Origin of the sequence: Chryseobacterium sp. KBW03 (genome assembly GCF_003852415.1) — a bacterium.
Lineage (GTDB): Bacteria > Bacteroidota > Bacteroidia > Flavobacteriales > Weeksellaceae > Chryseobacterium > Chryseobacterium viscerum.
On record NZ_QAJO01000012.1, the window covers coordinates 141311 to 166543 of the forward strand.

Below are 25233 nucleotides of genomic sequence, written 5' to 3' on the forward strand. Positions count from 1 at the left end.
AGAAGCAAAGTTATAACAACAACAAAATCAATCAAATGTTTGATTTCGGGAAAAAGATGTTCAAATGTAAGATTTTAATTTTCGAACTGATGCCTGTACTGTGTAGGGCTTACTTCAATATGTTTCTTGAAAAAGTGAGAAAATGAGTATTGATCGCTAAATCCGAGAATAGAAGAAATCTCTGAAACGGGTTTATTGGAAGAGTTTAAGAGTACTTTAGCTTCATTGATGACTATTAAAGCTATGACCTGACTGGCAGACTTGCCTGTGATGGTCTTCACAACGGAAGAAAGATGTCTGGTTGTAATTGATTGTCTTTCGGCATAAAACTCAACTGCTCTTTCTGTAAGATGATGTTCTGCAATATCAGTAAGAAACACAAACACGATTTCTTCCTGTCTGGACATCTGATTCATAGAACTGTTATCTTCCTTGGAAATAATTCCCGCCATCTGATAGCAGAAAACAGAGAAAAGGTGCTCTACCATTTCTTTCTTGTACAGCATTTCCGTATCAGAATCCAGAATATATTTCAGGAAATTGACACTTTTCCAGACCACTTCCATTTCGTCCTCAGGAAAAGGCACTCCTTTGTTCATCTGCTGTCTGAAATAACGATAGGTAATCAAACGGTTAAACTTCAATGATAAAGCCGAAATAAATTCTCTTTTATAAGAAACCATCCGGGACTGAAAGTCGTCTGTCACAGAAACCACTTCATAGATGGTCTGCGGATCGGTCACCATAAACATGTTGGCAGAAACCTCCAGGTCACTGAAATGCTGACGAAGTTTTATAGTTCCTGATTTAATAAAAATAAAAGCAGGATTATCGGGACGGAAAGGCTTATCGACAGCAATTCTCTCGAAAATATTACGTTCCGTAAAAATATCGACTCCGAATTTTTCTAGGGCAGACATAAGACAAATGTAAGCAATCTTACCAGTGATTACAAAATTTTATTATTTTAGCGTTTATCCAATTCCCTGTCAGTATGAGAAAGGTTGATCTATTATTTGCAGAATACAGTAAAAGCCATAGAAATGCGGCCAACAAGTTCATTCACTGGATTTGTGTGCCTTTAATTTTCTGGACAATTTTGGGCTTTGCTTCCCTGATTCCCTCCCCTCATTTCTGTGCTTCCTACTTTGGATGTGTAAGTATCATAAGCCTTTTTGTGATTGTTTTGATCACTTTATTCTATATCAGACTTTCTTTTTTGATCGCCATTGTAATGATTGTTGTAATGCTTCTATTAGAGCATTTCATTTATCTCACCAATATCAGTTTCGGAAAACGGTCCTGGATGGTTTATCTTTCTGTTTTCGTTATTACCTGGATCTTCCAATTTGTAGGTCATAAAATTGAAGGAAAAAAGCCTTCTTTTCTCAGAGATCTACAGTTTCTTCTGATAGGACCGATTTGGCTTTTAGGTTTTATTCTTAAGAAGGCAGGAATCAAATATTAATCTTCCAAAGCATACACCGCAAAGCTTGCCAGCCAATGATCTCCTCCATAATTTCCCTGAAATAATAAAGGTAATCCGTTGGCAAGAAATACATCTGCTTTTTTCTGAAAGTCTTTCTTTAGTGGATGGTTCGCAGGAAGGGCCTTCGAGATCCCTTTCATACACCATGCTTTAGAGAAAGAAAGTCCTACTAAGTGAACGGTCTGATAATCGCTAAGATCACTTACCACAGGTATTTTCTCAATATTTTCGAGACTTCTTTTTTCGTAGAAATTATTCAACCATACTATAAATTCTTTTTGAGGAAGAACTCTTCGCATCAGATCTGCAATTTCAAGACTTGGCGAAAAGAAATCCGAACCATCAGGTTCAAGATATGCTGGTGTTTTCTGATCTTTCAGGAAAAAGTATTTTGCCTTTTCTATCAATTGATTTTCAAATTCTTTATCTTTATTGGCTCGTGCCCAATCTATCGCAAAAGCCATTGCAAAAGCTGTATTAGGGTGAACTCCTGTCCTGTTCGGATAGGTCTGTTTTGGAAGATAAACCTTCCAGGACTTAAGGATCTGATCAGTGAGTGGCTTTAGGTTCTGATGCCATATTTTAGCTTTTGGATGATCCCAATTGGTCAGCTCTTCATCCAGTTTTAATATCCATGCCCATCCGTAGGTTCTTTCGAAAGTTCCTGTTAACTGATATTTTGTAAAATAATCTGCTTCCGTCTGCAGTTTCTCTTTCTGAAATGATTCATCCAGAATTTTTTCAATCTCTTTGGCACTAGACAGATTAGGTTTTGTTTTTAAAAGTCTTGCAAGCATCCAATGTCCATGAACAGAGCTATGCCAGTCGAAACATCCATAAAAACTGGGATGAAGATCTTTTGGGGTCAAAGGAACTTCGCCTGCATTATTGATGATATGGGCTGTTTTATTCGGATATTCCTGATTGATACAGTGAAGAGGTTTATCGGACAATTTCATGGCCATCTCGTCTGTAAGTTTCGGAGCTTCCTGGGCATACATCAGAAATGGTGAAAACGCAAATGCTAAAAGACTTTTTTTCATGAATTAAAAATAGAAATAATTTATAATCTCAGCAATTTTTCAGGCTGGTTTTAAAGCTAATTATGGAATTAACATTCACCATTCTTTCGTTTTACATTTTAATCATTTTTACAAATGATCATTTTTGAGCACACTTTTTGATCATATCCCTAAAAAACTAACATACCCATGAAAAACATTATTCTCCTATTATCAGGTCTTATTCTGATCAATTGCAGCAAATCAGGTGTTGAAAAACAGGAAGTGAAAGCCGACCTAGCGGAAGTTCTAACCGAAGATAAAACACCTTCTTCTTCAGCTGCTCCTATACCTCCACCGCTTTCTATTTCTGAGAAGGTAGTGTCCGATGAAGATGGAACCAACAAAGAAGTTTATACCCCAAAGAAAACAGATACGATCTCCAAAAAAATTATCAAAAACGGAGATATGAAAATTCAGGTGGGTGATATTAAAAAAACACAGAATCAAGTCAATGAGATCATCAAGAAAAACAATGCTTATATCCAAAAGGAACAGTTTCAAAATACGGATATGGATGATAATCTTACTCTTATTATCCGTGTACCCCATAAAAACTTCGATGCATTGATCAGCTCATTTTCAAACGGAGTAGGATCTGTTTTGTCTAAAAATATTTCATCCAATGATGTGACAGAGGAATATACTGATGTAGCCATTAAGCTGGCCAACAAAAAAATATATCTTGAAAAATACAGGGACATGCTTAAAAGTGCTGCTACCACGAAAGATATGCTTGAAATTCAGGAAAATATCCGGGAACTTGAAGATGAGATTGACGTGGCTGAAGGCAGGCTTCGTTTTATTGATGACCGCGTGAATTACAGTACCCTGAATTTGAATTTATATAAAGAGAAAGTGAGAAGTTCGGCTACCTCAAAAATCGGTTTTGGAAGCCGCTTTATTGATTCCCTGACTGAAGGCTGGAATAGTTTTGTGAGTTTTCTGCTGGGAATGGTTTCATTATGGCCCTTCTTTTTAATCATTCCATTTATTGTGTTCTTTTGGAGAAAATGGAAATCTGGAAAAAAGGATAAAAATTAATTTATTAAAAAATCCGGGCATCTTCGATGCCCGGATTTCTACTGCATTATCAACAATTTAATTGTACTGTTTCCAGTATGATGTTAAAAACAAAAATAATGCAATAGCCGTGTTAAGGGCTGTTAAATATTTTTATTGGAAAAGCTAAAAAAGGATGAGCTTTTCATAGAATAAAACCACCTTGCTAGCAAGGTGGTTTTATTCTTATTTTAAATTTTCTTTATTACTTTCGGATTGTTTTCGTGATGCTGCTTCCATCTTTATAATGAATTCTCACAAAATAAATTCCGGCCTGCAGATGACTGATATTAATACTGTTCTTTGTTGGGTTTACAGAAGAAAGCATCTGAAGTCCACCAGGATTAATGACCTCCACTCTACTCATTTTTCCATAATAGTCTTCCGGTGAAAAACTGATCATGTGATCAGACACAATGACTAAAAGGCCAGCTTCTCTACTTGTAAGACCGGCCGTACAGCCTGGGCCTTCTGTGCAGGCATTGATTACTTTCCAGACAGCATTACTTCCCGGAGTTTCTCCTGGGTTAGCATACCATTTATTTTCCCATATTTTGCAGGCATAGAAAACCTTTGTTCCTGCTGTTGGATACGTTTTTGCCGGATTATATTCTTGTGCACCACAATAGGTAACCGGACCGCTTGATTGACAGCCAGGACCTTCTGTACATGCACTTACTTCCTCCCATACCATATTTGTTCCCGGAAGCTCTCCCGGATTCGCATACCATTTATTTTTCCAGATTTTACAGGAATAAAAAACTTTTGCTCCGGCTGTAGGATATGCATTGGCAGGATTATACTGTTCTGCTCCACAATACGTTTGACCATTCCCTGGTGTACTCTTCTTCGTTCTGATTTTTAATTCATTACTCATGTCAGAAATCTGATCGTTCATCGCCACAGATCTTACCGTATAACGATATTCCGTGTCTTGCGCTAATCCTACTCGTGAAAAGCTTGTTTGAACGGTTTCTCCTACTTTGATCCCATTTTCAAATACCTGATAGTTTTTGATGCCTTGTGTATGGGTCGAAGCCATCCACATTAATGAAACGGAGTTTTCAGTAGCTCCCATCGAATGAAGGTTGGATGGTGCTGTAGGTTTTTCAATTGTCCCTTCACTGTTTGTTTTTACATTGAGTGGCGTACTTTTCCCCGAAGTGAGCCCTGAAGAACCTTTCGCCTGTATTTCGTACGTATAAACCGTATTGGCACTTAAGCCTGTATCTTCAAATGCAGCGCCACTTACCTGCTGAATATTTTGTCCATTACGGAAAACAGTATAAGATACCGCATCCGGCTGTGGTGTCCAGCTTATTTTAGCAGAAGAACTGGTTACTCCCACCTGTGTTAATCCTGTAGGAGTTGCAGGTGCCGAAACTCCTGTTCCGGAGGTTACATTAACGTCAATCACATTATAGAATGCATTGACGGTATCTGCGACATCCCAAACCGCTAAAATAATATGGTAACCTGTACGGTTGGCAGGAACTGTAATCTGATGAGAAACATTATCCTGCGGTGGAGTACCATTATGCGCGATTGTACCAATAAGTTCAAGATCCTGGCGGGAAAGAGGTTTATTGGGGTCCCAGCCTTGCTTTGTCATGTAATAATGCCATTTTGCAGTCGCGTGATACGCCGAGTATTTCCAGATAAAGGCATTCACACCCGTGGAGATATTGGTTTTCTTCCAACGATCAGCAGTCTGGAGATCCAGTGTAGTGTCTCCCCCTATACTTCCATTAGCCGAAGCAATCTTTCCATCTGCCGGACCCAATGCAGGAAATCCTTTTGGCGCTTCCAGAGAACCTGGCTCATTAATTACAGAACCATATTTTCCAAATGCCACTGAATAGCCAAGCGAAGCTTTATCCAGGCTTCCCTGATATCCTCTTGAGGCAGGGCTTAGTACATATCCGTGTGCAGACAGATGAATTAAAGAAGGTACCAGCATCGCAAGCATGAGCATTACCGGAAAAAAAATTTTACGTGTCATCATATTTTAAATATTTGGTGTTGATTTTATTGGATCAGTTTTGTATAAAAATGAATTTTTAAACCATTATACTCCGAATAACTAAAGAAATATAAAGGATAATGATTTAAATCTATCAAAACAATTTACATTATAAAATATTTAATAAAAAATCAAATTAAACAAAACACATTAGTTAATATTTCAAGTTAAAACACAAAATAGCAATTCATAACATATTATTATTAACATATAATCACAATATTTTAAAACATAAAAATATGAAAAATAAGGCAAATTAATCACATATTATTGAAATAAATTAAGTTTGAATCAAGATTAAAAAGCAGAAAGAGAGAAGATGAAACTGGAAAATAATGTTAGTTCCATGATTTCTAAGGAATTAATAAAAACTCTTATAAATAAAAAAAAGCTGGGAGATTGATCCGATGACCAACTCCCAGCTTGTAAGTATAAAATACTCCTATTAATTTATGAACTATAAGGAGTTTTGTCTATTTCCCCAGCACAAATACGGCAGGGATTTTATGAAGTTCAGGCTTTTGTTTCTGCCAGTCTTTTATTGATTTTGTCTTAATGAATTCATGTTCAGGATCGTTGATATTAGCAGCGATACACAGCTTTGTATTCGGTGATAAAAACTTGCACAAATCTTCAAAAAGCGGGTTGTTTCTATACGGTGTTTCCATGAAAATCTGCGAATAGCCCGTTTTCTGAACAAGACTTTCGAGATTCATGATCTGTTTCTTTTTCTCTCCTTTCTCAATCGGAAGATAACCATTGAAGGTAAATTCCTGCCCATTGAATCCACTGGAAATCAACGCAAGAATAATAGATGAAGGCCCTGAAATCGGAATCACCCTGATGTTTTTCTCATGACACCATTTTACAATAAGATTTCCCGGGTCTGCAATACAAGGCAGTCCTGCCTCAGATAACAATCCGAAGTCCTGCCCTTTCAGCATCAGTTCCTGAGCTTCTTTGATATCTGCATTTTCCGTGTATTTATCCAACAAGAAAAGCTTCAGATCTGCCTGTTTCTTTTCCGGAGCAAAAAATTTTACAACCTTTCTCGCTGTTTTTTCATTTTCTACGAAGAAATAATCCGTTTGCATGATATAATCCTTCAAGATAGGTGAAAAGTGGTCAATAGAAGTGTTTTCTGATAAATAAGCAGGGAGTAAAAAAAGCATAGGGGATTAATTAAAAATTATAGATTATGAATTATAAATTATGAGTGGCTTGGGTCAGGTGGGCAGCAATTTTATCACACCCTTCATCCAATAGCTGAAAAACATGTTCAAAGTCTTTCATATCACCCCAGTATGGATCCGGCACTTCTGTATTATCATGTTCACCGGCAGCCTCTAAAAATAAAGAAACCTTCAGTTGTTCTTCTTTATTTTCTGCTCTGGAAGCCACTTCACGATATACCGAAGCATCCATACAATAAATCTTATCAAAGGTTTTAAAATCGGCTTTGGTAATAGGCCTTGACCTTTGTTGTGATATATCAACATGATGGTTTGCAGCAGTTTTAACAGCTCTTTTGTCGGGATGTTCTCCTTCATGCAATGAAATGGTTCCGGCTGAGTCTACTACAAAATCTTCCGGCACCTTCGTTTTCATAATACCTTCTGCCAAAGGGCTTCTGCATATATTCCCCAGACAAACCATTAATATTTTCATATGCTAATTATTTAAAAAGAGTCTTTGTGATGACAAAACTAAATAAAAAATGAAGAATAAAACTATCCTTCATTTTAATTTATTTCAGTTCAACACTGTTTATTGTTTGATTCTTTCTGTAAGGTCTTTTACGTATTTCTTGATTTCTTTATCAATTTTCGATACGTCTTTGATGGTATCACAAGCATACATTACTGTCGAGTGGTCTTTACCTCCCATTTCCTCACCGATTTTACTAAATGTAGAATTGGTTAATTCTTTAGAGAAGTACATCGCAAGCTGTCTTGGTAATGCAATCTCTCTTTTTCTTGTCTTTGACAGTAATTGTTCTTTTTTGATTCCAAAATAATCACATACCACTTCCTGAATGTAAGGAATATTGATGATTTTTTTCTGATTGGCAGCAATTCTGTTGATAGTCTCCTTCAACAATTCAAGACTCAGGTCTCTTTTATATACTGTAGAGTAAGCGATCACAGAGTTGATGACCCCGATCAGTTCTCTTACATTGGTTTTCGTTTCTACAGCAAGGAAGTCCAGCATATCTCCCGGAAGAACGATTCCGTCTCTGCTTAGTTTATCTTCAATGATTTGTCTTCTTGTAGATAGATCCGGAGATTTGATTTCTGCAGAAAGTCCCCATTTGAAACGGGAAACAATCCTGTCCTGAATATCCATAATATCTGCAGGCGCTTTATCAGAAGTAAGGATAATCTGCTTTCCGTTCTGATGCAGGTGATCAAAAATATGGAAGAAGCTATCCTGTGTTGCTGATTTTCCTGATAAAAACTGAATATCATCAATGATCAGTACATCTACCATTTGGTAGAAGTTGGCAAACTCAGTCTGCTTGTGTGCTTTGGCAGCAGAGATAAACTGCTGGATAAACTTTTCAGAAGACAGATAAAGAACTACTTTGTCTGGAAACTGATTTTTTACTTCAAGACCTACAGCCTGTCCCAAGTGGGTTTTTCCAACTCCATACCCTCCATATAAGAATAACGGGTTGAAAGCTGTTGCACCGGGTCTTTTTGCAATGGATCTTGCTACAGTGGCTGCGAATTTATTGCTTTCTCCTTCTACATAACTATCAAATGAATAGTCAGGTTTCAGGTTAGAATCTATATTTACTTTTCTTATTCCAGGAACTACAAAAGGATTTACAATATTTGCAGAGAAACCTTGTGGCATTGTTTCCTGAGTTTTTGGAGTGGGAACACTTTGTCCCTTGATGTTCATGGTAACCGGTTTTTCTTCACCTTTTGGTCTGTTTTCCATCACAGAATACCATAATTTCACTCCTTTTCCTATATTTTTCTTCAGGGCAGCAGAAAGCAAGGATAAGTAATTGTCCTCTATATATTCCTTGTAAAAATCACTCGGTACGATAAGTGTAAGATTGTTAGCTACTAATGAAAGCGGCTGAATCTTATCAAATAACATATCGAAAGATTTTTCAAGTTTTTTCAGGTCAGAATTGTCTTCAGCTGCGTTCAGGTTATCACGCATAAACTGAAGGCATTTCTGCCATATCATCATTAAATTGTCATCCATTTTTATGCCCCGATTATTCTTTGTTTGTACTGTGTTTAGAAGGAAGACAAAGGTCCAATTTTTTCTTTTCAAAAAAAAATATTGCAGCTATTGATTATTTAAAAATATATTTGTATGTATAATTTAGCACCTAAAATGATACACACAACACACTCAATACGAGTACGTTACGCAGAGACGGATCCGATGAAATATGTATACTATGGCAACTACGCAGAGTATCTCGAAGTGGGAAGAGTTGAGCTCTTCAGAAGCATAGGAATTTCATACGATGAAATTGAAAACCAAGGAATTTGGCTTCCGGTTTCGGAATATAAAATTAAATATATCCGACCCGCTTTGTATGACCAAAAATTAGAAATTCATACTTATGTCAAAAAAATTCCGGGAGTGAGGATTGATTTTGAATATGAAATTTACAATGAAGAGCATATTAAAATAACAGAAGCTTCCACTACTCTATTCTTTCTGGATGCAAAAACGAATAAGGTCATCAAGTGTCCGGATTTTTTGATGGAAATGATTGAGAAGAATTGGAAGGTGTAGGAGGCGGGTAGCAGATGTTAGGTAGCAGGTTGTAGGTTGCAGGGAAAATACTCAGTCTAATATTAATGGAGGACTATTGATGTCAACGGTGAATTTTTGAATGGAGAGCCAAGATTGAAGAACTAATAAGTATGACTAGAGATCCAGGAAGGAAGGAAGGAAGGAAGGAAGGAACTACCCAACCAGCAACAAAAAGATAGCTGCCGATACCTTTAATTTTAAATCCAAAACATTGAACATTGAGTTCCATTTATGAATTAATTCGCACCTTTGTACCTTTATTTTAATCATCCCTATATATATTAATATTATGAAGATTGCATTTTTGGGACCCCACGCCAGTTTTACCCAGCTTGCCGCTGCCCAGCTTTTTCCTGATAATGAGCTATTACCACAAGCCAGTATTCTGGATTGTTTTAATGCTGTTGAAAGCGGAGAAGCAGTAAAAGCGGTTGTGCCTTTGGAAAACTCTATTGAGGGAACCGTTTCGATGACACTGGACTATTTATATAAGACTCCGTCTATTAAGATTGAAGCAGAAGCAGTAATGCCCATTGCACACCACCTTATGATTCATCCGGAAAATTCTATTGAGAATATTGAAAGAATATATTCACATCCACAAGCTCTTGCACAAAGCTTCCATTTTCTGGATACTCATTATAAAGAGATTCCCAAACAGGACTTTTCTTCTACAGCCGCCGCTGCAAAATTTGTTTCAGAGAACAAGGATACTCCTATTGCAGCAGTAGCCAACCAGTTTGCAGCCAATTTATATGGACTGAAGATTATCAACCGCAATATTCAGGATTTTGAACAGAACCACACCCGGTTTATCATCATCTCTAAGCAGCAGGACAAATATGAAAATGATAATCTGGAAACTTTGGGTGAAAAATCAGGAATGCTGATTACTCTCCCTGAGGATCATCCCGGTGGATTACATCAGGTTTTATCTGTTTTTGCGTGGAGAAAGATGAACCTCAGTAAAATTGAATCCAGAACCTTGAAAACAGGACTGGGCAATTATTTCTTTTTTATCAATGTCGAAGGCCCATGGAAAGAAGTCCTACATGGCAATGCTCTTAAAGAGCTAGAATCGATCCATGCCAATGTTGATTTTCTTGGAAACTACAAAGAATTCCTCTTAGAAAGCTAAAAAAAAGTAATACATCTACTAAAACACTGCCTCCAAGGCAGTGTTTTTTTTATAATAAAACCTGCCAATACTTATAAAAAAGCAATTCTTTCATTGCAAACATTCTGCTTGTTTAATTCATTCTCAGTAAAAAAATAACCCACCATTAAGGGAGAATTATTTTTTATTAAAACCCTTATAAACAGACAATTAATTAAAAAACAATTATAATAACTCGTAATTATATTATGAAGTAAAATCATTTAAAATATAAACATATGTTTAAATATATTACAACATATTAATATTAAAAATAAAATATTCACAATGTAGAGTATAATTTTTATTGTATATTTGCTAAGCAACTAATTAAAAATCTTGATCATGAAAACTAAACTTTACAGCTTAATGTTGGCATGCGCAACCGTACCTTTATTTTCACAGGTTGGTATCAACACAAGCACGCCAGCCGCCACACTAGACGTTAACGGAACATTAAAAGTTAGAGACATCCCAGCAGCCACAGCACTACCCGGATATCAGGTTTTAGCAGTTAACCAGGGAACGACTCAGGTTTTCTCAGTGGACCCGGCATTATTATCCGCAGCAGCCGGAACTAACAGCACAGTGTATAACGCAAGAAAATCCACAGGTCTAAATATTCTGAGTTTAGGAGTTTTACCTGGATCGTTTCAACCAGTAAACTTTGTGACAACAGACAGAACCATAGGAAGTGCCGCTTTATTTACAGATGCAGACGGTTCATATACAATCCCATCTGCTGGTGTATATGCTGTTGGATTTGCATTCAGGTATGGAACAGGACTACAGGCTTCGCTATTATCAGGAGCTCCTGGTATCGGAATCGCAAGAACAAGGGCGGCTGTAACAACGCTAATAGACACACGTCCTTTCAGTGGTGTTAACCTTGCCCTAGCAATCAACATTACATTTTCTGATTCCAGTATCAATTCACTATATTCTTTCCAGGCTGGTGACAAAGTCTCTTTTGGGCTTGTTGACACAGGAAATATTAGTGTAGGTTTACTAGGATCCAGTATTGCATCGTTCTACATTTACAAAGTATCCAACTAGTAAAACATATTGTTAGTTATCTATACCGTTAACCCATCACCGATATTGTGATGGGTTAATTTTTCAATAGCTTCTCAAACATTTCTTTATATTTGATAAAAACTATGAAATGAATGAATTTGTTGCTGTCATCCTAATCGTTATAATTTTCATCATTTTCAATAACCTGAATACCAAAATCAGAAAACTTGAAAAGGAAATCTCAGACCTTACTTATAAAATCAATAAGGTTCAGGCTCCGTCTGAAGTGATTCATAAAAAAACTTCAACGGAAGAACCTATTATTCCACAGCAAGTACAAGCTCAGCAAGTCTATCATGAAGATGTAAAGCATAGTGAAGAACATCACGAAGTATCAACACCTGTTCAAAAAGACTGGCTCACCCCTGTTTTTGATTTTTTGAAACAAAACATCCTTACCATTGTTGGTATTTTTACCCTTGTTCTGGGTATTGGCTATTTTGTAAAGTACGCTATTGATAAAAACTGGATCGGAGAAACAGCAAGAGCAGGAATTGGATTGTGCACAGGAGCTGGTATTGTCCTTATCGGTCATTTTCTCAGAAAAAATTATACCGCATTCGCATCTATTATAACAGGAGGAGGAATTGCCGTTTTATATTTCACCGCTACTATTGCTTTCCGTGAGTACCATCTCTTCACCCAAAACACGGCTTTTATCATCACTGCACTGATTACTGCAGTATCTATTGTCCTATCCTATTATTATAAGAGTGAAGTATTGATTATTTTTTCATTAATAGGCGGCTTCACTGCTCCTTTGATGATTAGTACCGGACAAAGCAATTATCTTTTCCTTTTAATCTACATCAATTTACTGAATATAGGAATGCTTGCTGCAACATTGCTTCAACACTGGAAGAGCATTGGATGGACAGCTTATCTATTCACTACCCTTTATCTTTTGTACTGGACTGCTGATCATCCCGAACTCTTGAGTATTGTCTTCTATATCATTAGCTATATCATCTTCTATGTTTTTGCCTTATATGAGTACTTTAGGAAGAATACGCTTTCCATTTCGAGTATTCTCATGCTTGCTCTGATTAATTTTTCAAGCATTATTGGCCTCATTTATACATTTAATGAATTAAAATATGAACCTGCAACTATCTTCCCGATAACTTTTGCAGTGATCAACGCTATTCTTTTCTTCAGGGAATATGGACGAAAAAATCATGGTTCCGCTTATTCTGTATTTGCAGGAATAACAATAAGTTTAATCACTACGGCTGTTGCAATACAGTTCAAAACCCACCTCATCACAAGTGTGTGGGCGATAGAAACAGCTTTACTTCTTTTTATCTGGAAAAAAACAGGTCAACGAATTTTCAAAATCTGTTTTTACGTTCTTTTCCCGTTAGTCATTATTGCACAGATGATTACCTGGGCTGAATATTCTGACACAAAGAATCTTGGTATTATTTTCAATCCTGTATTTTTGACCAGCCTGGTTACTATTGCTTCAACAGTCATCAATCTATTGATATTAAAAAACACCCAGAAAGAAAAAGAAGAGAATACAGGCAATTTCCTGGAAGACCTTATTACTGTGATCAGCTACGGGGTTATTTACATTGCTCTTCTTCTGGAAATCATTTATCATATCTCCGATATGCCATGGGCAGCCATTATAAACGTAGGATTGTTATACAGCATTTTCTACATCTTTATTCTGTTGCTTTTCAGAAAGAATTTAAAGATCAGTAACAGCTTTCAAAATGTATTGATTTACCTGTTTCTTTTTTTACTGATTCTGAATATCTCTTTTTCAACATCTTCTGTAGTGACCGCTGTTTTATCAAAAAAACTACAGCCCGGATTTTATCTGCTGCACCTTCTTCAGTGGATTCCTTTTATATATGCTTATATTAGGATGATCCCTTTTTCAGGATTTCACGAACGCAAAATATCTTACTGGATTCTTTCATTCGCTTTAATCATTTCTATAAGCTGCGAGCTTCACCACTCCTATGTTTTAAGTGTTTCCAATGATATTCAACATTCTTATAAAGTAAGTGAACACTTTAATATTCTTTATTTACCCATTATATGGACAATTCTTGCCAGTATTTTTATTTATATCGGTTTAAAGAAGAATATCCAGGAATACAATAAGATTGGTTTTGCCCTAGTAGGTCTTATGGTAGTAAAGCTTTATGGTTATGACGTATGGCAAATGGACAATATCTCAAGAATCAGCGCTTTCATCATTCTTGGAATGATCTTATTATTAAGTTCTTTTGCTTTCCAGCGTTTGAAAAATATTATCAGAAATATGGTTGATAAAAAAGGTAAAAGCGAAGAAACCACTGATTTATAATGAGTATAAATGTTTTTATCTCTAAATAAAGTTTAAAACAATTCAAGATTTTATTCACATTTTATAAAAAATAACTATATTTATCACGTTTTTAACAGTTACATATTCTGATTATGAAAAAATTACTCTATTCTTTTTTAATACTATCTTCTGCCACTTTATTTGCACAGCAAAAAAATCCCGCTGTAAAGTTTGCAGTTGCTGACAATGCTATTGGAACAGTAGAACTGTTCAATGCAAGAAAAAATGTATTGCAGGTTTCTAAAGTATACAATACTGCGGCAAGCCTTCCCCAAAGTTTAAAAAAATACAGTTCTGTTTTTACAAAAGGGGTGACTGAATACAAATTCAAAAACGGAGAAAATATATTTGACAGAATGCCATTATCTGACATCAACGTACAATACAATGTTGCAGCAGATACTCCTGTATTTATTGAAGGATATGAATTTACGGATACAAGCACTGTGATTTATCCTGAGATCAAGAAAAGAGCAGAAACAAAAGATCACAACGGTAAGAAAACGTTATTTATTTACACTACCGAATAATTGAATACTATAAAAAAAGGATCCTGTTTGGCAGCATCCTTTTTTTATTTCTAATATTTATTGTTCCATTTTTTCTTAAGCTCTTCGTAAATTTTCTTTTCCGTGGAATTATTACCCGGTTCATACAGTTTTATATTTTTGATTTCCTCAGGAAGAAAGTCCTGGTCTACAAAATTCCCTTCATAAGAATGGGCATACTTATATTCTTTCCCATAATCAAGATCTTTCATCAGCTTTGTAGGAGCATTTCTCAGATGAAGCGGAACAGGCAGGTTTCCGGTCTGTTTCACCAAAGCCACTGCTTCGTTAATCGCCATATAAGCAGAGTTACTTTTGGGAGAAACTGCAAGATATATAGCCGTTTCACTTAAGATAATTCTTGCTTCAGGATTCCCGATCACATTCACAGCCTGGAAACAATTATTGGCAATCACCAGTGCATTCGGATTAGCAAGTCCGATATCTTCAGACGCCAGAATAAGCATCCTCCGGGCAATAAATTTAATATCCTCTCCCCCGGCAATCATCCTCGCCAGCCAATACACAGCTCCGTTAGGATCACTTCCCCTCATCGATTTGATAAAGGCTGAAATAATATCATAATGCTGTTCCCCGTTTTTATCATAAAGAGCCATTGTTTCCTGAAGGACTTCAAGAACATCGGAATTGATAATTTCTGTGGTTGTTGAATTTCTATACTGATTCAAAACCAACTCTACGGAATTGATCAGTTTTCTGGCATCACCGCCTGAATATTGAATGAAAGCTTCTTTCTCAAGGATTTTAAAGTCGGTTCCTTCTTCCTTATTGTATCTTTCGGAAGCGATATCAATCAATTCTTCCAGCTTTTCATAGCTTAAAGCTTTTAAAATATACACCTGGCTTCTTGAAAGCAATGCCGAAACTACCTCAAAACTTGGATTTTCTGTGGTGGCTCCTATCAAAACAATCCAGCCTTTTTCTACCGCATGCAGCAGTGAATCCTGTTGAGACTTGTTGAACCTGTGAATCTCATCAATAAATAAGATGGGGGATTTTCCAGAAAACAGATTCTGTTTCTTCGCATCTTCAATCACATCCCGTACATCTTTTACTCCGGAAGAAACTGCGGAAAGCTTATAGAATTTCCTTCCCGACTGCTCCGAGATAATTTCTGCCAATGTTGTTTTTCCGGTGCCGGGAGGTCCCCACAGGATAAGGGAATTCAGGGCATTATTTTCAATCATTTTCCTGATCGTTCCTCTATCTCCGGTAAGGTGCTCCTGCCCCAATACATCGTTCAGGGTTTTGGGTCTTAATTTTTCAGCTAATGGAATATTTTGATTCAAAGTAATTCTATTTTTTCAGATCAATGTTCCGGATTTCCGATCTCCGAAACTTATAACAAATTTAAACTAATTTTCATTTTTTTACCCTATTTTTGCATTGTTTTGAAACTTACATTCAATAAAATCATTACATTTCCGCTGGTAATTTTGATCAAATTTTACCAATGGTTCATCTCGCCCTTACTTCCCAAAAACTGCCGTTACGAACCCACCTGTTCTCATTATATGATCGAGTCACTTCGTGTTCATGGGATTTTTAAAGGTTTCTGGCTGGGATTTAAAAGAATTTTAAGATGTCATCCATGGGGAGGCAGCGGTTACGATCCCGTTCCACCCAAACATAAATGTCAATAATCAAACTATTAAATCAATAGAAAAATGAATACTATTTTTTTCAGAATTTATCTTGTGCTATTTGCGTTCATGACGCAGCTTCTCTTTGCACAGGAATACCCTGGAGGTTTATCTGACGGAACTTTAGATATCAACGGAAACAATGTTCCTGTAAAAATCTATTCAACCACTGAGTTGGGAGATCTGAGTACTTTTCCAGACAGAGAAACAGATAAAAGCCCATCTCTTGTTGTCATACTTAATGAATCCAATTTTGAACCTACTAATTATGGTATTTCAACGTTGTCAAGATTCAAAGATTCAAAATACCAGTTTTTTGATAAAAACTTTAAGCTGATTGATACATCCGCTACTCCTGAAAATATTACAACATTCAAATATGCGGTGAAAACAGTGAAGCCAATCGCTGACTCTGATAAGGTAGCGCTTGAAACTCCGTTTAAAATATGGGACCCTTCAAAAGGCATTCATATCGGATCATTTACGCTTCATTTTTATAGCCTGATGTTCGTATTTGCTTTTGGTTTTGGATATGTTTTAATGACCAGAATCTTTAAGATTGACAATATAAACCAGAAATATCTGGAACCTCTTTTTACATTTACATTGATAGGAACAATCCTGGGAGCAAGATTAGGACATGTTATATTTTACCAGCCTGAATTATTCAAAGAAGATTTCTGGAGCGTATTTTTACCGATCAGTACAAAAAACGGGTTGAAATTTACAGGATTTTCAGGATTAGCAAGCCACGGAGCTACCATCGCACTTATCCTTACGACTCTTTATTATTCATATAAGATCATCAAGAAAAATCCTCTCTGGGTATATGACAGATTGGGAATTGTAGTGTCATTGGGAGGTGCATTTGTGAGAATGGGGAACTTTTTCAATTCTGAAATTGTTGGAAAACCGGCAGATCCAAATTCTCCGTTTGCTTTACTTTTCCCACAGCAAAGCAGTGAATATGGTCTTACCGTACCACGTTATCCAAGCCAGTTATTTGAAGCTGTAGGGTATGTTCTGCTGTTCATTTTATTATGGATCTTATACAGAAAAACAGATAAAAAATATCAGCAAGGCTGGTTATTCGGTCTGTTCTTTATCATTCTTTGGGCTATCAGATTCTTTGTTGAGTTCCTTAAAGAACCGCAAGGAGATGAGTTTATCCAGATAGGTGGTTTGAACACAGGTCAGGTTCTTTCTATTCCTTTTATGATTGCAGGAGTTGTGATTATGATTGTTTCTAAAAAATTCAAGATCACTCAGGCAGAAAATGAAAAACCTGAATAAATTTCGGTAAAAGAACGAAACCGCTAAAAAGCTAAAGAGGCAGATTTGTAGAATTACAAATCTGCCTCTTTTATTTTATAGATCTTAAAAAACCATTTTACTCATGGTCTTTTCCTGATTATAAATTCCTCACCGCCCTCCTGTTCAGTTCATCAAAAACATTTCCGAATTCATCAATAACATCAGTAGGCAGCATCGATTCTTTTGAATCTTTTTCTGAAGCAAGATCAGCAGCTCTTCCATGCAGCCACACGCCCAAAATACAGGTATGCTCTTCCGAATATCCTTGTGCTAACAGCGAAGTAAGGATTCCGGTAAGAATATCTCCGCTGCCTCCTTTTGCAAGGCCCGCATTTCCGGTTATATTGTAGAATACATTTCCTTCCGGAGTAATAACTTGGGTATGGTGATCTTTCAGAACAATAAAAACACCATGCTCTTTTGCTTTTTCTTTAGCGAGTTCAAGCCTTTTAAAAGAGTTTTCTGTACCGCCAAAAAGCCTTTCAAACTCTTTCGGATGCGGGGTGATAATTGACTTTTGGGGGATTGATTTCAGGTTTTTCGGATCTTCAGCAATGATATTCAAAGCATCAGCATCCAGAATCAGAGGCTGGGTATATTTTTTAAGAAAATTCAAAAAGTTTTTCCCGGTATCGGGATCGGTTCCCAAGCCAGGTCCTATTCCGCAAGTAAAATCTTTATCAATTTCGAAATTTGTTACAAACTTCTCTCCTCCTTCTATGAACATTGCTTCAGGACATGAAGTCTGCAGTATTTCATATCCACATTCCGGAGCTAAGGTAAAGGTAAGTCCTGCTCCCGTTTTTAAAGCTGATTTTGTAGCGAGTACCGCTGCTCCTATTTTCCCATAGCTTCCTCCTATGATTACAGCTTTGCCATAGGTTCCTTTATGAGAAAATTCTTGTCTGGGGATGAATATCGGCTCTATCAATTGATCATCGATTACAAAATATTCAGCATCGGCTGTCTCAGCATATGGTTTACTCAAATCAATATCCAGTACTTCTACTTTTCCTGTATATTTACCCGTTTCAGGATGAAGAAAAGTTCTTTTCCAGCATTGAAAAGTCAGGGTATAATCAGCTTTCAGAATAACCGCATCATTATCAAACATTCCATCTGCAGACAGCCCGGAAGGCACATCAATAGAAATTTTAATATTCTTCTTTTGATTCAGTTTTTCAACAAGCATTTTATGATCTCCTTCCAACGGCCGAGACAATCCTGTTCCAAAAAGGGCATCTATAATGATGGTTTTATCATCGAAATTATATGGCTCATTATGATCAAATTTCCTGACCGAAATTCCTGATATATCCCGAAGTCTTTTCAGATTGACAGAAGCATCTTCTGAAAATTTTCTTTTGGAATCACTTATAAATAGATCCACATCAAAACCTTTCAGATAAAGCATTCTTGCCACCGCCAGTCCATCACCTCCATTGTTTCCGTTACCACAAAATATGGCCAGTTTTTTATGATTTTTACAATGTTCAGAAATCCAGTGGGCAACAGCCATAGAAGCTCTTTCCATCAATTGAATCGAAGAAATGGGCTCATGAGAAATCGTAAACTGATCCCAGCTGCGTATTTGTTCTGCGGTGAAAATTTTCATAAGTAAACTAAACTTTTAAGCAAATTACAAAAGATTTTTCATTATGATATCACGTCGTTAATAAAAATAAGGAGGCATCATGAATGAGATAAAGGATCTCTGTAAAGCCAAAATATTTATTAAAACAGAGTATAAAATTTCAATAGAAAATTCAATATTTTGGGAATAAAAAACTATAAAAAGTAGTGTTTTTTACATTTTTTAATTATATTTTTGTGTATATACTAATTAAAAAAATATAAATTATGGGATTTGTTAAAGAATTTAAAGAGTTTGCCTTTAAAGGAAATGTTCTCGATCTTGCTGTCGGTGTGATCATTGGTGCTGCATTTGGAAAAATTGTTTCGTCTTTAGTAGAAGATGTAATCACTCCTCTGATATTAAATCCGGCATTGAAAGCAGCGGGAGCAGAAAACATTGCAAAACTTACGTGGAATGGTGTTGCTTATGGAAATTTCCTTTCAGCAGTAATCAGCTTCCTATGTATTGCTGTAGTTCTTTTCTGGATCATCAAGCTAGCTAATAAAGTTAACAAAAAAGAAGCCCCAGCTCCTGCAGGACCTACAGATGATCAAAAATTACTGACAGAGATCAGAGATTTATTGAAAAGTAAAAATATATAATCTGTACATAACAGCTTAAACATAAAAAAGCACCTCCATGGAGGTGCTTTTGTTATATCGTTTCAAATTATTGAATCTGTAAAATGCTTGAAATCTGCTCTGCAAGAGAAAGCCCGATTCTATCCTGTGCTTCAAGAGTAGAAGCACCGGTGTGAGGGGTAAGAGAGATTTTAGAGTGAGTAAGGATTTCCTTAGAAGGGGTTGGCTCGTTAATGAAAACATCTAGTCCCGCAAATCTTACTTTACCGGAATCCAATGCATGGATCAAAGCTGTTTCATCAATAACTCCTCCTCTTGAACAGTTGACAATAGCCACTCCGTTTTTCATCATTTCAAATTCATTCTGACCAATCATATACCCGTCTTTCTGCGCAGGAACATGCAGGGTAATAAAGTCTGAATGTTTCAAAACTTCTTGCAGGGGTTCTGTTTCTATATCAACATTAATGAATTGATTATTGTAAAACTTCACTTTGATGCTGGCTTTTCCTATATTATTATCAGCAGCAACCACTCTCATCCCAAGTCCTAAAGCAATTCTTGCTACTTCCTGTCCGATTCTTCCCATTCCGATGATACCGATGGTTTTTCCTCTCAATTCAATACCGGCAGCATATGCTTTTTTAAGACCTCCAAATTCAGTATCTCCTACCAAAGGCATTTTTCTGTTGGAGTCCTGAAGAAATCTCGCTCCTGAAAATAAATGGGCAAAAACAAGTTCAGCCACCGATTCTGAAGATGCGGAAGGCGTATTGATCACGTGAATCCCCTTTTCTCTTGCGTAGTCTACATCAATATTATCCATACCTACTCCCCCTCTACCGATGATATCGATGGATGGGCAATTGTCTATAATATCTTTTCTTACCTGTGTAGCACTTCTCACCAGCAGGGTGCGGATTTTATGCTCATTAATATAATCTACCAAAAATTCCTGTGGAACTTTTGTAGTGATCACCTCAAAGCCTTTTTCTGTCAATGCATCAATTCCAGATTGATCCAGGCCGTCGTTTGCTAAAACTTTCATAAAATATCAAGTATATTAAAAAATGAAAGATTTAAAAATTAAAGGAACAGGTTCACATTTAATCTTTAAATCTTTGAATTATATTTTTATTCGCCGTCTTCTTTGAATACTTCAATGGTGACTTGTTTTTCTACCAAATCCGTAAATCTTCCTTTATACCTTGTCGCTCTTACCAAGTGATTGTCTATCCAGTGATAATTTCCTCCTCTTGGTTTTCCGCAAAGCACGCTGTGGTATTTGAAACCATGCTTATCCAGCCAGTCTATGGTGATTTGTTTCAGATTTTCGGTTCTTGAAGTAAAAAAGCAGATCTGATGTCCTTCGTCATACCATTTGTTGACAGTTTCCAGTGCATCAGGATAAGGTTCGCAGGTAACCATTCTTTCCGGTTCTTCGTTGGGAACGTCATCAGTAATGGTTCCGTCGATATCTATTAAGTAATTTTTTGTTCCATCCTTTAGAATAGGACTAATGTGTTCAATGTATTCTAATTCCATCACTAAATATTAAGTAACAAAGTTAGCGCTTTTACAACTATCAGGCATATTAATCTTACTTTATGTTAATATTTTACTATAAAAACTATTATCTAAAGAATAATATCAATATTTTATTAATCATTTCACAGCAAATAGTTAAAATTTTTCGTTTTATATTTTCTTTTTAGTGAATAATTGAATTTACCTATTATTCTTCCTCTTAATAGCATTATTACAAAAAGTATGATGTTTATCTAAAAATTTCCAAAATACATTTATTACTCTTACATTTGTAGGAATGGAAGAATTTGTTGTTTTAGTAAATCCTGAAGATGAAGTTATGGGGCTGATGGAAAAACAGCAGGCTCACATCAACGGCCTGTTACATCGCGCTTTTTCTGTATTTCTTTTCAATAATAAAGGAGAAATGCTTCTTCAGAAAAGGGCTTCAGGAAAGTACCATTCTCCTAACCAATGGACTAATGCCGTGTGCTCGCACCCAAGAGCAGGAGAAACTTATGAGGAAGGCGCTGTTCGCAGACTTAAAGAAGAGCTGGGAATAGAGGCCGAACTTTCAGAAAAATTCAATTTTATCTACAAGGCAGATGTTGGTGGTGGTCTTTGGGAACACGAGCTGGATCATGTATTTGTGGGAAATCATGAAGCTGATTTCAATTTAAATAAAGACGAAGTGGAAGAGGTAAGATTCATTTCCATAGAAGATCTGGATAAAGAAATTTCTGAGCATCCTGAAAACTTTACGGAATGGTTCAAAATCATTCTGGAAGAATATAAACACCATTTTTAATGATGAAAAAAATATTGTTTTTTTCTGCTCTTTTGACAGGAAGTCTATTTTTTGGCCAAAAGGGAAAAGTATATGAAAATTCCAACTACTCCATTAATGTTCCTGATGGCTGGAAATCTACTAATGACAGTGAGATCATCAACATTTTTCCTACCAGCCAGATAGGCGCTATTACCATTTCGGAATATCATGATTTACCGCTTCCAAAAGAAGAAGTGAAAAAATTCATCCTGGCACTTTATCAATCAGAAGATCAGGAGAATAAAGTAAAAGATAAAAAGAGCCAAAAAGGATATACAGAATATCTATATGAGCACTTTGATGAAAAAGAAAAGCTGTTCTGGGTAACCAAAGCTTTTCAAAAAGACAAAAACTTATATTTAGTTTCCATCAATTGTGGCCAGAAATTCTGGAACGGAAACTACATGACCTTATTCAATGAGACTTTTAACAGTTTTAAAATAAAGAAATAAAAATTAAATATGAAGAAAACAGCCTTGTACGACAAACATGTTTCTTTGGGAGCTAAGATCGTACCTTTCGCAGGTTTTGAAATGCCTGTTCAATATTCAGGGGTTACAGAAGAGCATTTTGCAGTAAGAGAAAAAGCAGGACTATTTGATGTTTCCCACATGGGACAGTTTTTCATCGAAGGGCCGGGTTCAAAAGACCTTTTACAGTTTGTAACGACCAATAACGTTGATGCGCTTGAAAACGGAAAAGCTCAGTATTCTTGTCTTCCGAACGAAAAGGGAGGAATTGTAGACGACCTTATCGTTTACAAAATGGATGATGACAAATATTTCGTGGTGGTAAACGCTTCCAATATTGACAAAGACTGGAATCATATTTCAAAATATAATACTTTCGGAGCTAAAATGACCAATGCTTCTGATGAAATGTCTTTATTGGCAGTTCAGGGGCCTAAAGCTACTGAAATCCTTCAAAAGCTTACGGAAGTAAATCTTTCAGAAATTCCTTACTACCATTTTACAGTAGGAACTGTTGCCGGAGAAAATGATATCATCATTTCGAACACAGGATACACAGGAAGCGGTGGTTTTGAGATCTATTTTAACAATGAAAGTGCTGAGAAACTTTGGGATGCTGTAATGGAAGCAGGTAAAGAAGAAGGAATTATTCCTTGTGGATTGGCTTCCAGAGATACTTTAAGATTAGAAAAAGGGTTCTGTCTTTACGGAAATGACATCGATGATACGACTTCTCCTATTGAAGCTGGTTTAGGATGGATCACCAAGTTTGATAAGGATTTCGTTTCTAAAGATGTTTTCGCAAAACAAAAAGAAGAGGGAGTTACCAGAAAATTAGTTGGTTTTGAACTTACAGACAAAGGAGTTCCAAGACATGATTATCCTGTAGTAGATGCAGAAGGAAACGTAATCGGAAAAGTAACTTCAGGAACACAATCTCCTATGAAGAAAGTAGGTTTAGGTCTTGCGTATGTAGACAAGCCTCATTTCAAATTAGGTTCTGAAATCTTCATTCAGGTAAGAAATAAGAACATTCCTGCAAAAGTAGTGAAAGCTCCTTTTGTATAATTGGAAAAAAATAGTAAAAAGAGAAGAGGCTGTGAACAAATCACAGCCTCTTTTTTGTTTAAAGACAGATACAGCATATTTTTCTATCAGGAGAGCAGACATCGCCTACTCCGGGTGTATTGGAAATCACTCCGCCTGCACCCCCACATAATCTATTACAGTTAACCGGAAGAATGTTACCTCCACCATTAATTTTTTTTAAAGCTGATCTGTTAAGATTCTTTGTTTTTAAAAAGTTTGTTTTCATATTATAAATTTTGGTGATTATAAATATAAGTATTTTTGCCATAACAAACACCTTAAAAAACAAACACTGCATTGAAAATCAAATATTTAAATTAAAAAAAGCTATGCTCAGTAATTGAACATAGCAGAATATACTATTGACTGTATTTTTCAGTCGTTAATCTAAGGGTTTACTCCAAAAAATGTTTGAAGAGCTTCCACATTTGATTTATCATTTCCTACAAAAATCTCCTGATCTGTAATGAAAACGGGACGCTTTAAAAATGTATAATGATCCAACAGTAATTCTTTAAAATCTTTTTCTGTTAAAGATTTCACATCCAAACCTCTCAATTTGATCTGCGTAGACTTTCTGCTGAATAATGCCTCGTATGATTTTGTTTTCTTATACATCTCGGCCAATTCTTCTTTAGTGATTGGCACTTTTTTGATTTCACGAAGTTCCCAGTCTGTAAGGTCAAATTGGGCTAAAATTTTTCTGCAGGTATCACATGTGTTGAGATAAAATACTTTCTTCATTTCTATTTCTAAATCTTTTGTTTGTTAAAATTCTCTTTCATTGAAAGTTTCGTCTTTCAAAAGTAGGATTTAATCTAAAACTTTGGAAATTATTAAATAACTTTATTAAAATTTTATAAAGATGCAGAACAAGCCTATTACGTTTCAGTTTATTTCAGAGCCTTCAGATGTTAATTACGGAGGAAATGTACATGGAGGAAGCGTTATGAAATGGATTGATCAGGCGGGTTATGCGTGTGCAACGACCTGGAGTGGTAATTATTCTGTCACAGTCTATGTAGGCGGAATCCGTTTTTATGACCCAATCAAAATCGGGGAAGTGGTAAAAGTAGATGCCCAGGTGATCTATACCGGAACTTCAAGTATGCATATTGCGATCAATGTTTTTTCAAGAAACCTGAAACAGCCCACTTTTGAGAAAAAAACCCATTGTATCATCGTTTTTGTTGCCGTGGATGAAAATGGTAAAAAACTTCCTGTGCCCAAATGGATCCCAACAACCGAAGAGGAAAAGCAGCAGGAAATATATGCTAAACGCCTGATGGAGCTGAGAACCCAGATTGAGGATGAAATGAAACCTTTTTTGTAAGGGATGCGAGGTTCGGGAGTTTGAGAGTGGGAGTATTTGAGGGTTTGAGGGTTTAATGTTGTGGGTATATAACTTGTAACTCGCAACGAATATAACTCGTAACCCGAACCGCGAAACAAAAAAACCAGCAGCAAAAAAATTCTTTTTAAAAACAAATTCTTTTTATATTTGTAGTATCAAAAGGAAATGGTGTTCTTCCTTACCCAACCGCTTTACAAAAGCTGATGACGCCTGATTAATA

The 25233-nt window shown here is 36.2% G+C and carries 26 protein-coding genes and 1 riboswitch; of the genes, 14 read left to right on the plus strand and 12 right to left on the minus strand.

Translation table 11 applies throughout. From position 1 onward, the window contains the following. Positions 1 to 74 precede the first annotated feature (74 nt). On the minus strand, positions 75 to 920 hold the full coding sequence (locus DBR39_RS20565) for a helix-turn-helix domain-containing protein (protein WP_124536238.1): 846 nt from the start codon (positions 918 to 920) through the stop codon (positions 75 to 77). A 74-nt stretch (positions 921 to 994) separates the two neighbouring features. Here DBR39_RS20565 and DBR39_RS20570 point away from each other — a divergent pair, with 74 nt between their 5' ends. Further along, positions 995 to 1468 (plus strand): DUF962 domain-containing protein, encoded by a 474-nt coding sequence (locus tag DBR39_RS20570; protein WP_124536240.1) that lies wholly within the window; start codon positions 995 to 997, stop codon positions 1466 to 1468. On the opposite strand, the gene DBR39_RS20575 is transcribed toward DBR39_RS20570, so the two are convergent. Further along, positions 1465 to 2532 carry a DUF2891 domain-containing protein gene (locus tag DBR39_RS20575; RefSeq protein ID WP_124536242.1) on the minus strand — a complete coding sequence of 356 codons (1068 nt, stop codon included), beginning with the start codon at positions 2530 to 2532 and terminating at the stop codon, positions 1465 to 1467. The genes DBR39_RS20570 and DBR39_RS20575 overlap by 4 nt on opposite strands. 168 nt (positions 2533 to 2700) lie before the next feature. On the opposite strand from DBR39_RS20575, the gene DBR39_RS20580 reads away from it, so the two are divergent. Beyond that, positions 2701 to 3594: a DUF4349 domain-containing protein gene (locus DBR39_RS20580; protein WP_124536244.1), complete on the plus strand. Its 894-nt coding sequence runs from the start codon at positions 2701 to 2703 to the stop codon at positions 3592 to 3594. 223 nt (positions 3595 to 3817) lie between these two features. Here DBR39_RS20580 and DBR39_RS20585 read toward each other — a convergent pair whose 3' ends face one another. From DBR39_RS20585 to dnaA, 4 genes are all read right to left on the minus strand, one after another. Further along, positions 3818 to 5617 carry a lytic polysaccharide monooxygenase gene (locus DBR39_RS20585; protein WP_124536246.1) on the minus strand — a complete coding sequence of 600 codons (1800 nt, stop codon included), beginning with the start codon at positions 5615 to 5617 and terminating at the stop codon, positions 3818 to 3820. 491 nt (positions 5618 to 6108) lie between these two features. Further along, positions 6109 to 6807, minus strand: coding sequence for an SAM-dependent methyltransferase (locus DBR39_RS20590; RefSeq protein WP_124536248.1), 699 nt, complete (start codon positions 6805 to 6807; stop codon positions 6109 to 6111). A 31-nt stretch (positions 6808 to 6838) separates the two neighbouring features. Next, positions 6839 to 7303, minus strand: coding sequence for a low molecular weight protein-tyrosine-phosphatase (locus tag DBR39_RS20595; RefSeq protein ID WP_124536250.1), 465 nt, complete (start codon positions 7301 to 7303; stop codon positions 6839 to 6841). Between the two features lie 99 nt (positions 7304 to 7402). Next, positions 7403 to 8857 carry a chromosomal replication initiator protein DnaA gene (gene dnaA, locus DBR39_RS20600; protein WP_109738306.1) on the minus strand — a complete coding sequence of 485 codons (1455 nt, stop codon included), beginning with the start codon at positions 8855 to 8857 and terminating at the stop codon, positions 7403 to 7405. 135 nt (positions 8858 to 8992) lie between these two features. Between dnaA and DBR39_RS20605 the strand changes: the two genes are divergently transcribed. The 5 genes from DBR39_RS20605 (at position 8993) to DBR39_RS20625 (ending at position 14531) form a co-directional block, all read left to right on the plus strand. After that, positions 8993 to 9403, plus strand: coding sequence for an acyl-CoA thioesterase (locus DBR39_RS20605; RefSeq protein ID WP_124536446.1), 411 nt, complete (start codon positions 8993 to 8995; stop codon positions 9401 to 9403). A 310-nt stretch (positions 9404 to 9713) separates the two neighbouring features. Further along, a complete protein-coding gene (gene pheA, locus DBR39_RS20610; protein ID WP_124536252.1) occupies positions 9714 to 10562 on the plus strand; it encodes a prephenate dehydratase in 849 nt (282 codons plus the stop codon). A 363-nt stretch (positions 10563 to 10925) separates the two neighbouring features. Beyond that, positions 10926 to 11636 (plus strand): hypothetical protein, encoded by a 711-nt coding sequence (locus tag DBR39_RS20615; RefSeq protein WP_124536254.1) that lies wholly within the window; start codon positions 10926 to 10928, stop codon positions 11634 to 11636. Positions 11637 to 11745: 109 nt separating this feature from the next. Next, positions 11746 to 13980 (plus strand): DUF2339 domain-containing protein, encoded by a 2235-nt coding sequence (locus DBR39_RS20620; protein WP_124536256.1) that lies wholly within the window; start codon positions 11746 to 11748, stop codon positions 13978 to 13980. Positions 13981 to 14093: 113 nt separating this feature from the next. Further along, on the plus strand, positions 14094 to 14531 hold the full coding sequence (locus DBR39_RS20625; protein ID WP_124536258.1) for a hypothetical protein: 438 nt from the start codon (positions 14094 to 14096) through the stop codon (positions 14529 to 14531). 50 nt (positions 14532 to 14581) lie between these two features. Here the strand turns inward: DBR39_RS20625 and DBR39_RS20630 are convergent, their stop codons facing one another. Beyond that, the gene (locus DBR39_RS20630; RefSeq protein WP_124536260.1) at positions 14582 to 15859 is read right to left on the minus strand and encodes a replication-associated recombination protein A; all 1278 of its coding nucleotides are present in this window, start codon (positions 15857 to 15859) and stop codon (positions 14582 to 14584) included. 102 nt (positions 15860 to 15961) lie between these two features. Here DBR39_RS20630 and yidD point away from each other — a divergent pair, with 102 nt between their 5' ends. Continuing rightward, positions 15962 to 16213, plus strand: a complete 252-nt coding sequence (gene yidD / locus DBR39_RS20635; RefSeq protein ID WP_047423501.1) for a membrane protein insertion efficiency factor YidD — start codon at positions 15962 to 15964, stop codon at positions 16211 to 16213. Between the two features lie 444 nt (positions 16214 to 16657). Continuing rightward, the gene (gene lgt / locus DBR39_RS20640; RefSeq protein WP_124536448.1) at positions 16658 to 17506 is read left to right on the plus strand and encodes a prolipoprotein diacylglyceryl transferase; all 849 of its coding nucleotides are present in this window, start codon (positions 16658 to 16660) and stop codon (positions 17504 to 17506) included. A gap of 118 nt (positions 17507 to 17624) precedes the next feature. Here lgt and DBR39_RS20645 read toward each other — a convergent pair whose 3' ends face one another. Further along, positions 17625 to 19142: an NAD(P)H-hydrate dehydratase gene (locus tag DBR39_RS20645; protein WP_124536262.1), complete on the minus strand. Its 1518-nt coding sequence runs from the start codon at positions 19140 to 19142 to the stop codon at positions 17625 to 17627. A 245-nt stretch (positions 19143 to 19387) separates the two neighbouring features. On the opposite strand from DBR39_RS20645, the gene mscL reads away from it, so the two are divergent. Continuing rightward, entirely contained in the window at positions 19388 to 19765 is a 378-nt protein-coding gene (gene mscL / locus DBR39_RS20650; protein WP_124536264.1) for a large conductance mechanosensitive channel protein MscL, read from the plus strand. Between the two features lie 67 nt (positions 19766 to 19832). On the opposite strand, the gene DBR39_RS20655 is transcribed toward mscL, so the two are convergent. Next, positions 19833 to 20792 carry a D-2-hydroxyacid dehydrogenase gene (locus tag DBR39_RS20655; protein ID WP_124536266.1) on the minus strand — a complete coding sequence of 320 codons (960 nt, stop codon included), beginning with the start codon at positions 20790 to 20792 and terminating at the stop codon, positions 19833 to 19835. Positions 20793 to 20878: 86 nt separating this feature from the next. Continuing rightward, positions 20879 to 21289 carry a phosphoheptose isomerase gene (locus DBR39_RS20660; RefSeq protein ID WP_103235036.1) on the minus strand — a complete coding sequence of 137 codons (411 nt, stop codon included), beginning with the start codon at positions 21287 to 21289 and terminating at the stop codon, positions 20879 to 20881. Positions 21290 to 21569: 280 nt separating this feature from the next. Here DBR39_RS20660 and idi point away from each other — a divergent pair, with 280 nt between their 5' ends. The 3 genes from idi to gcvT are packed head-to-tail and all read left to right on the plus strand — an operon-like array spanning position 21570 to position 23638. Next, positions 21570 to 22079: an isopentenyl-diphosphate Delta-isomerase gene (gene idi / locus DBR39_RS20665; RefSeq protein WP_124536268.1), complete on the plus strand. Its 510-nt coding sequence runs from the start codon at positions 21570 to 21572 to the stop codon at positions 22077 to 22079. Further along, the gene (locus tag DBR39_RS20670) at positions 22079 to 22552 is read left to right on the plus strand and encodes a hypothetical protein (protein WP_124536270.1); all 474 of its coding nucleotides are present in this window, start codon (positions 22079 to 22081) and stop codon (positions 22550 to 22552) included. The genes idi and DBR39_RS20670 overlap by 1 nt, the downstream gene beginning before the upstream one ends. A gap of 9 nt (positions 22553 to 22561) precedes the next feature. Continuing rightward, positions 22562 to 23638, plus strand: a complete 1077-nt coding sequence (gene gcvT / locus DBR39_RS20675; protein ID WP_124536272.1) for a glycine cleavage system aminomethyltransferase GcvT — start codon at positions 22562 to 22564, stop codon at positions 23636 to 23638. Between the two features lie 58 nt (positions 23639 to 23696). Here the strand turns inward: gcvT and DBR39_RS20680 are convergent, their stop codons facing one another. Beyond that, positions 23697 to 23885, minus strand: a complete 189-nt coding sequence (locus tag DBR39_RS20680; protein WP_124536274.1) for a hypothetical protein — start codon at positions 23883 to 23885, stop codon at positions 23697 to 23699. Between the two features lie 161 nt (positions 23886 to 24046). Next, positions 24047 to 24403: an arsenate reductase family protein gene (locus DBR39_RS20685; RefSeq protein ID WP_124536276.1), complete on the minus strand. Its 357-nt coding sequence runs from the start codon at positions 24401 to 24403 to the stop codon at positions 24047 to 24049. 121 nt (positions 24404 to 24524) lie between these two features. Between DBR39_RS20685 and DBR39_RS20690 the strand changes: the two genes are divergently transcribed. After that, the gene (locus DBR39_RS20690; protein WP_124536278.1) at positions 24525 to 24992 is read left to right on the plus strand and encodes an acyl-CoA thioesterase; all 468 of its coding nucleotides are present in this window, start codon (positions 24525 to 24527) and stop codon (positions 24990 to 24992) included. 173 nt (positions 24993 to 25165) lie between these two features. Continuing rightward, positions 25166 to 25233: riboswitch (Fluoride riboswitch) on the plus strand.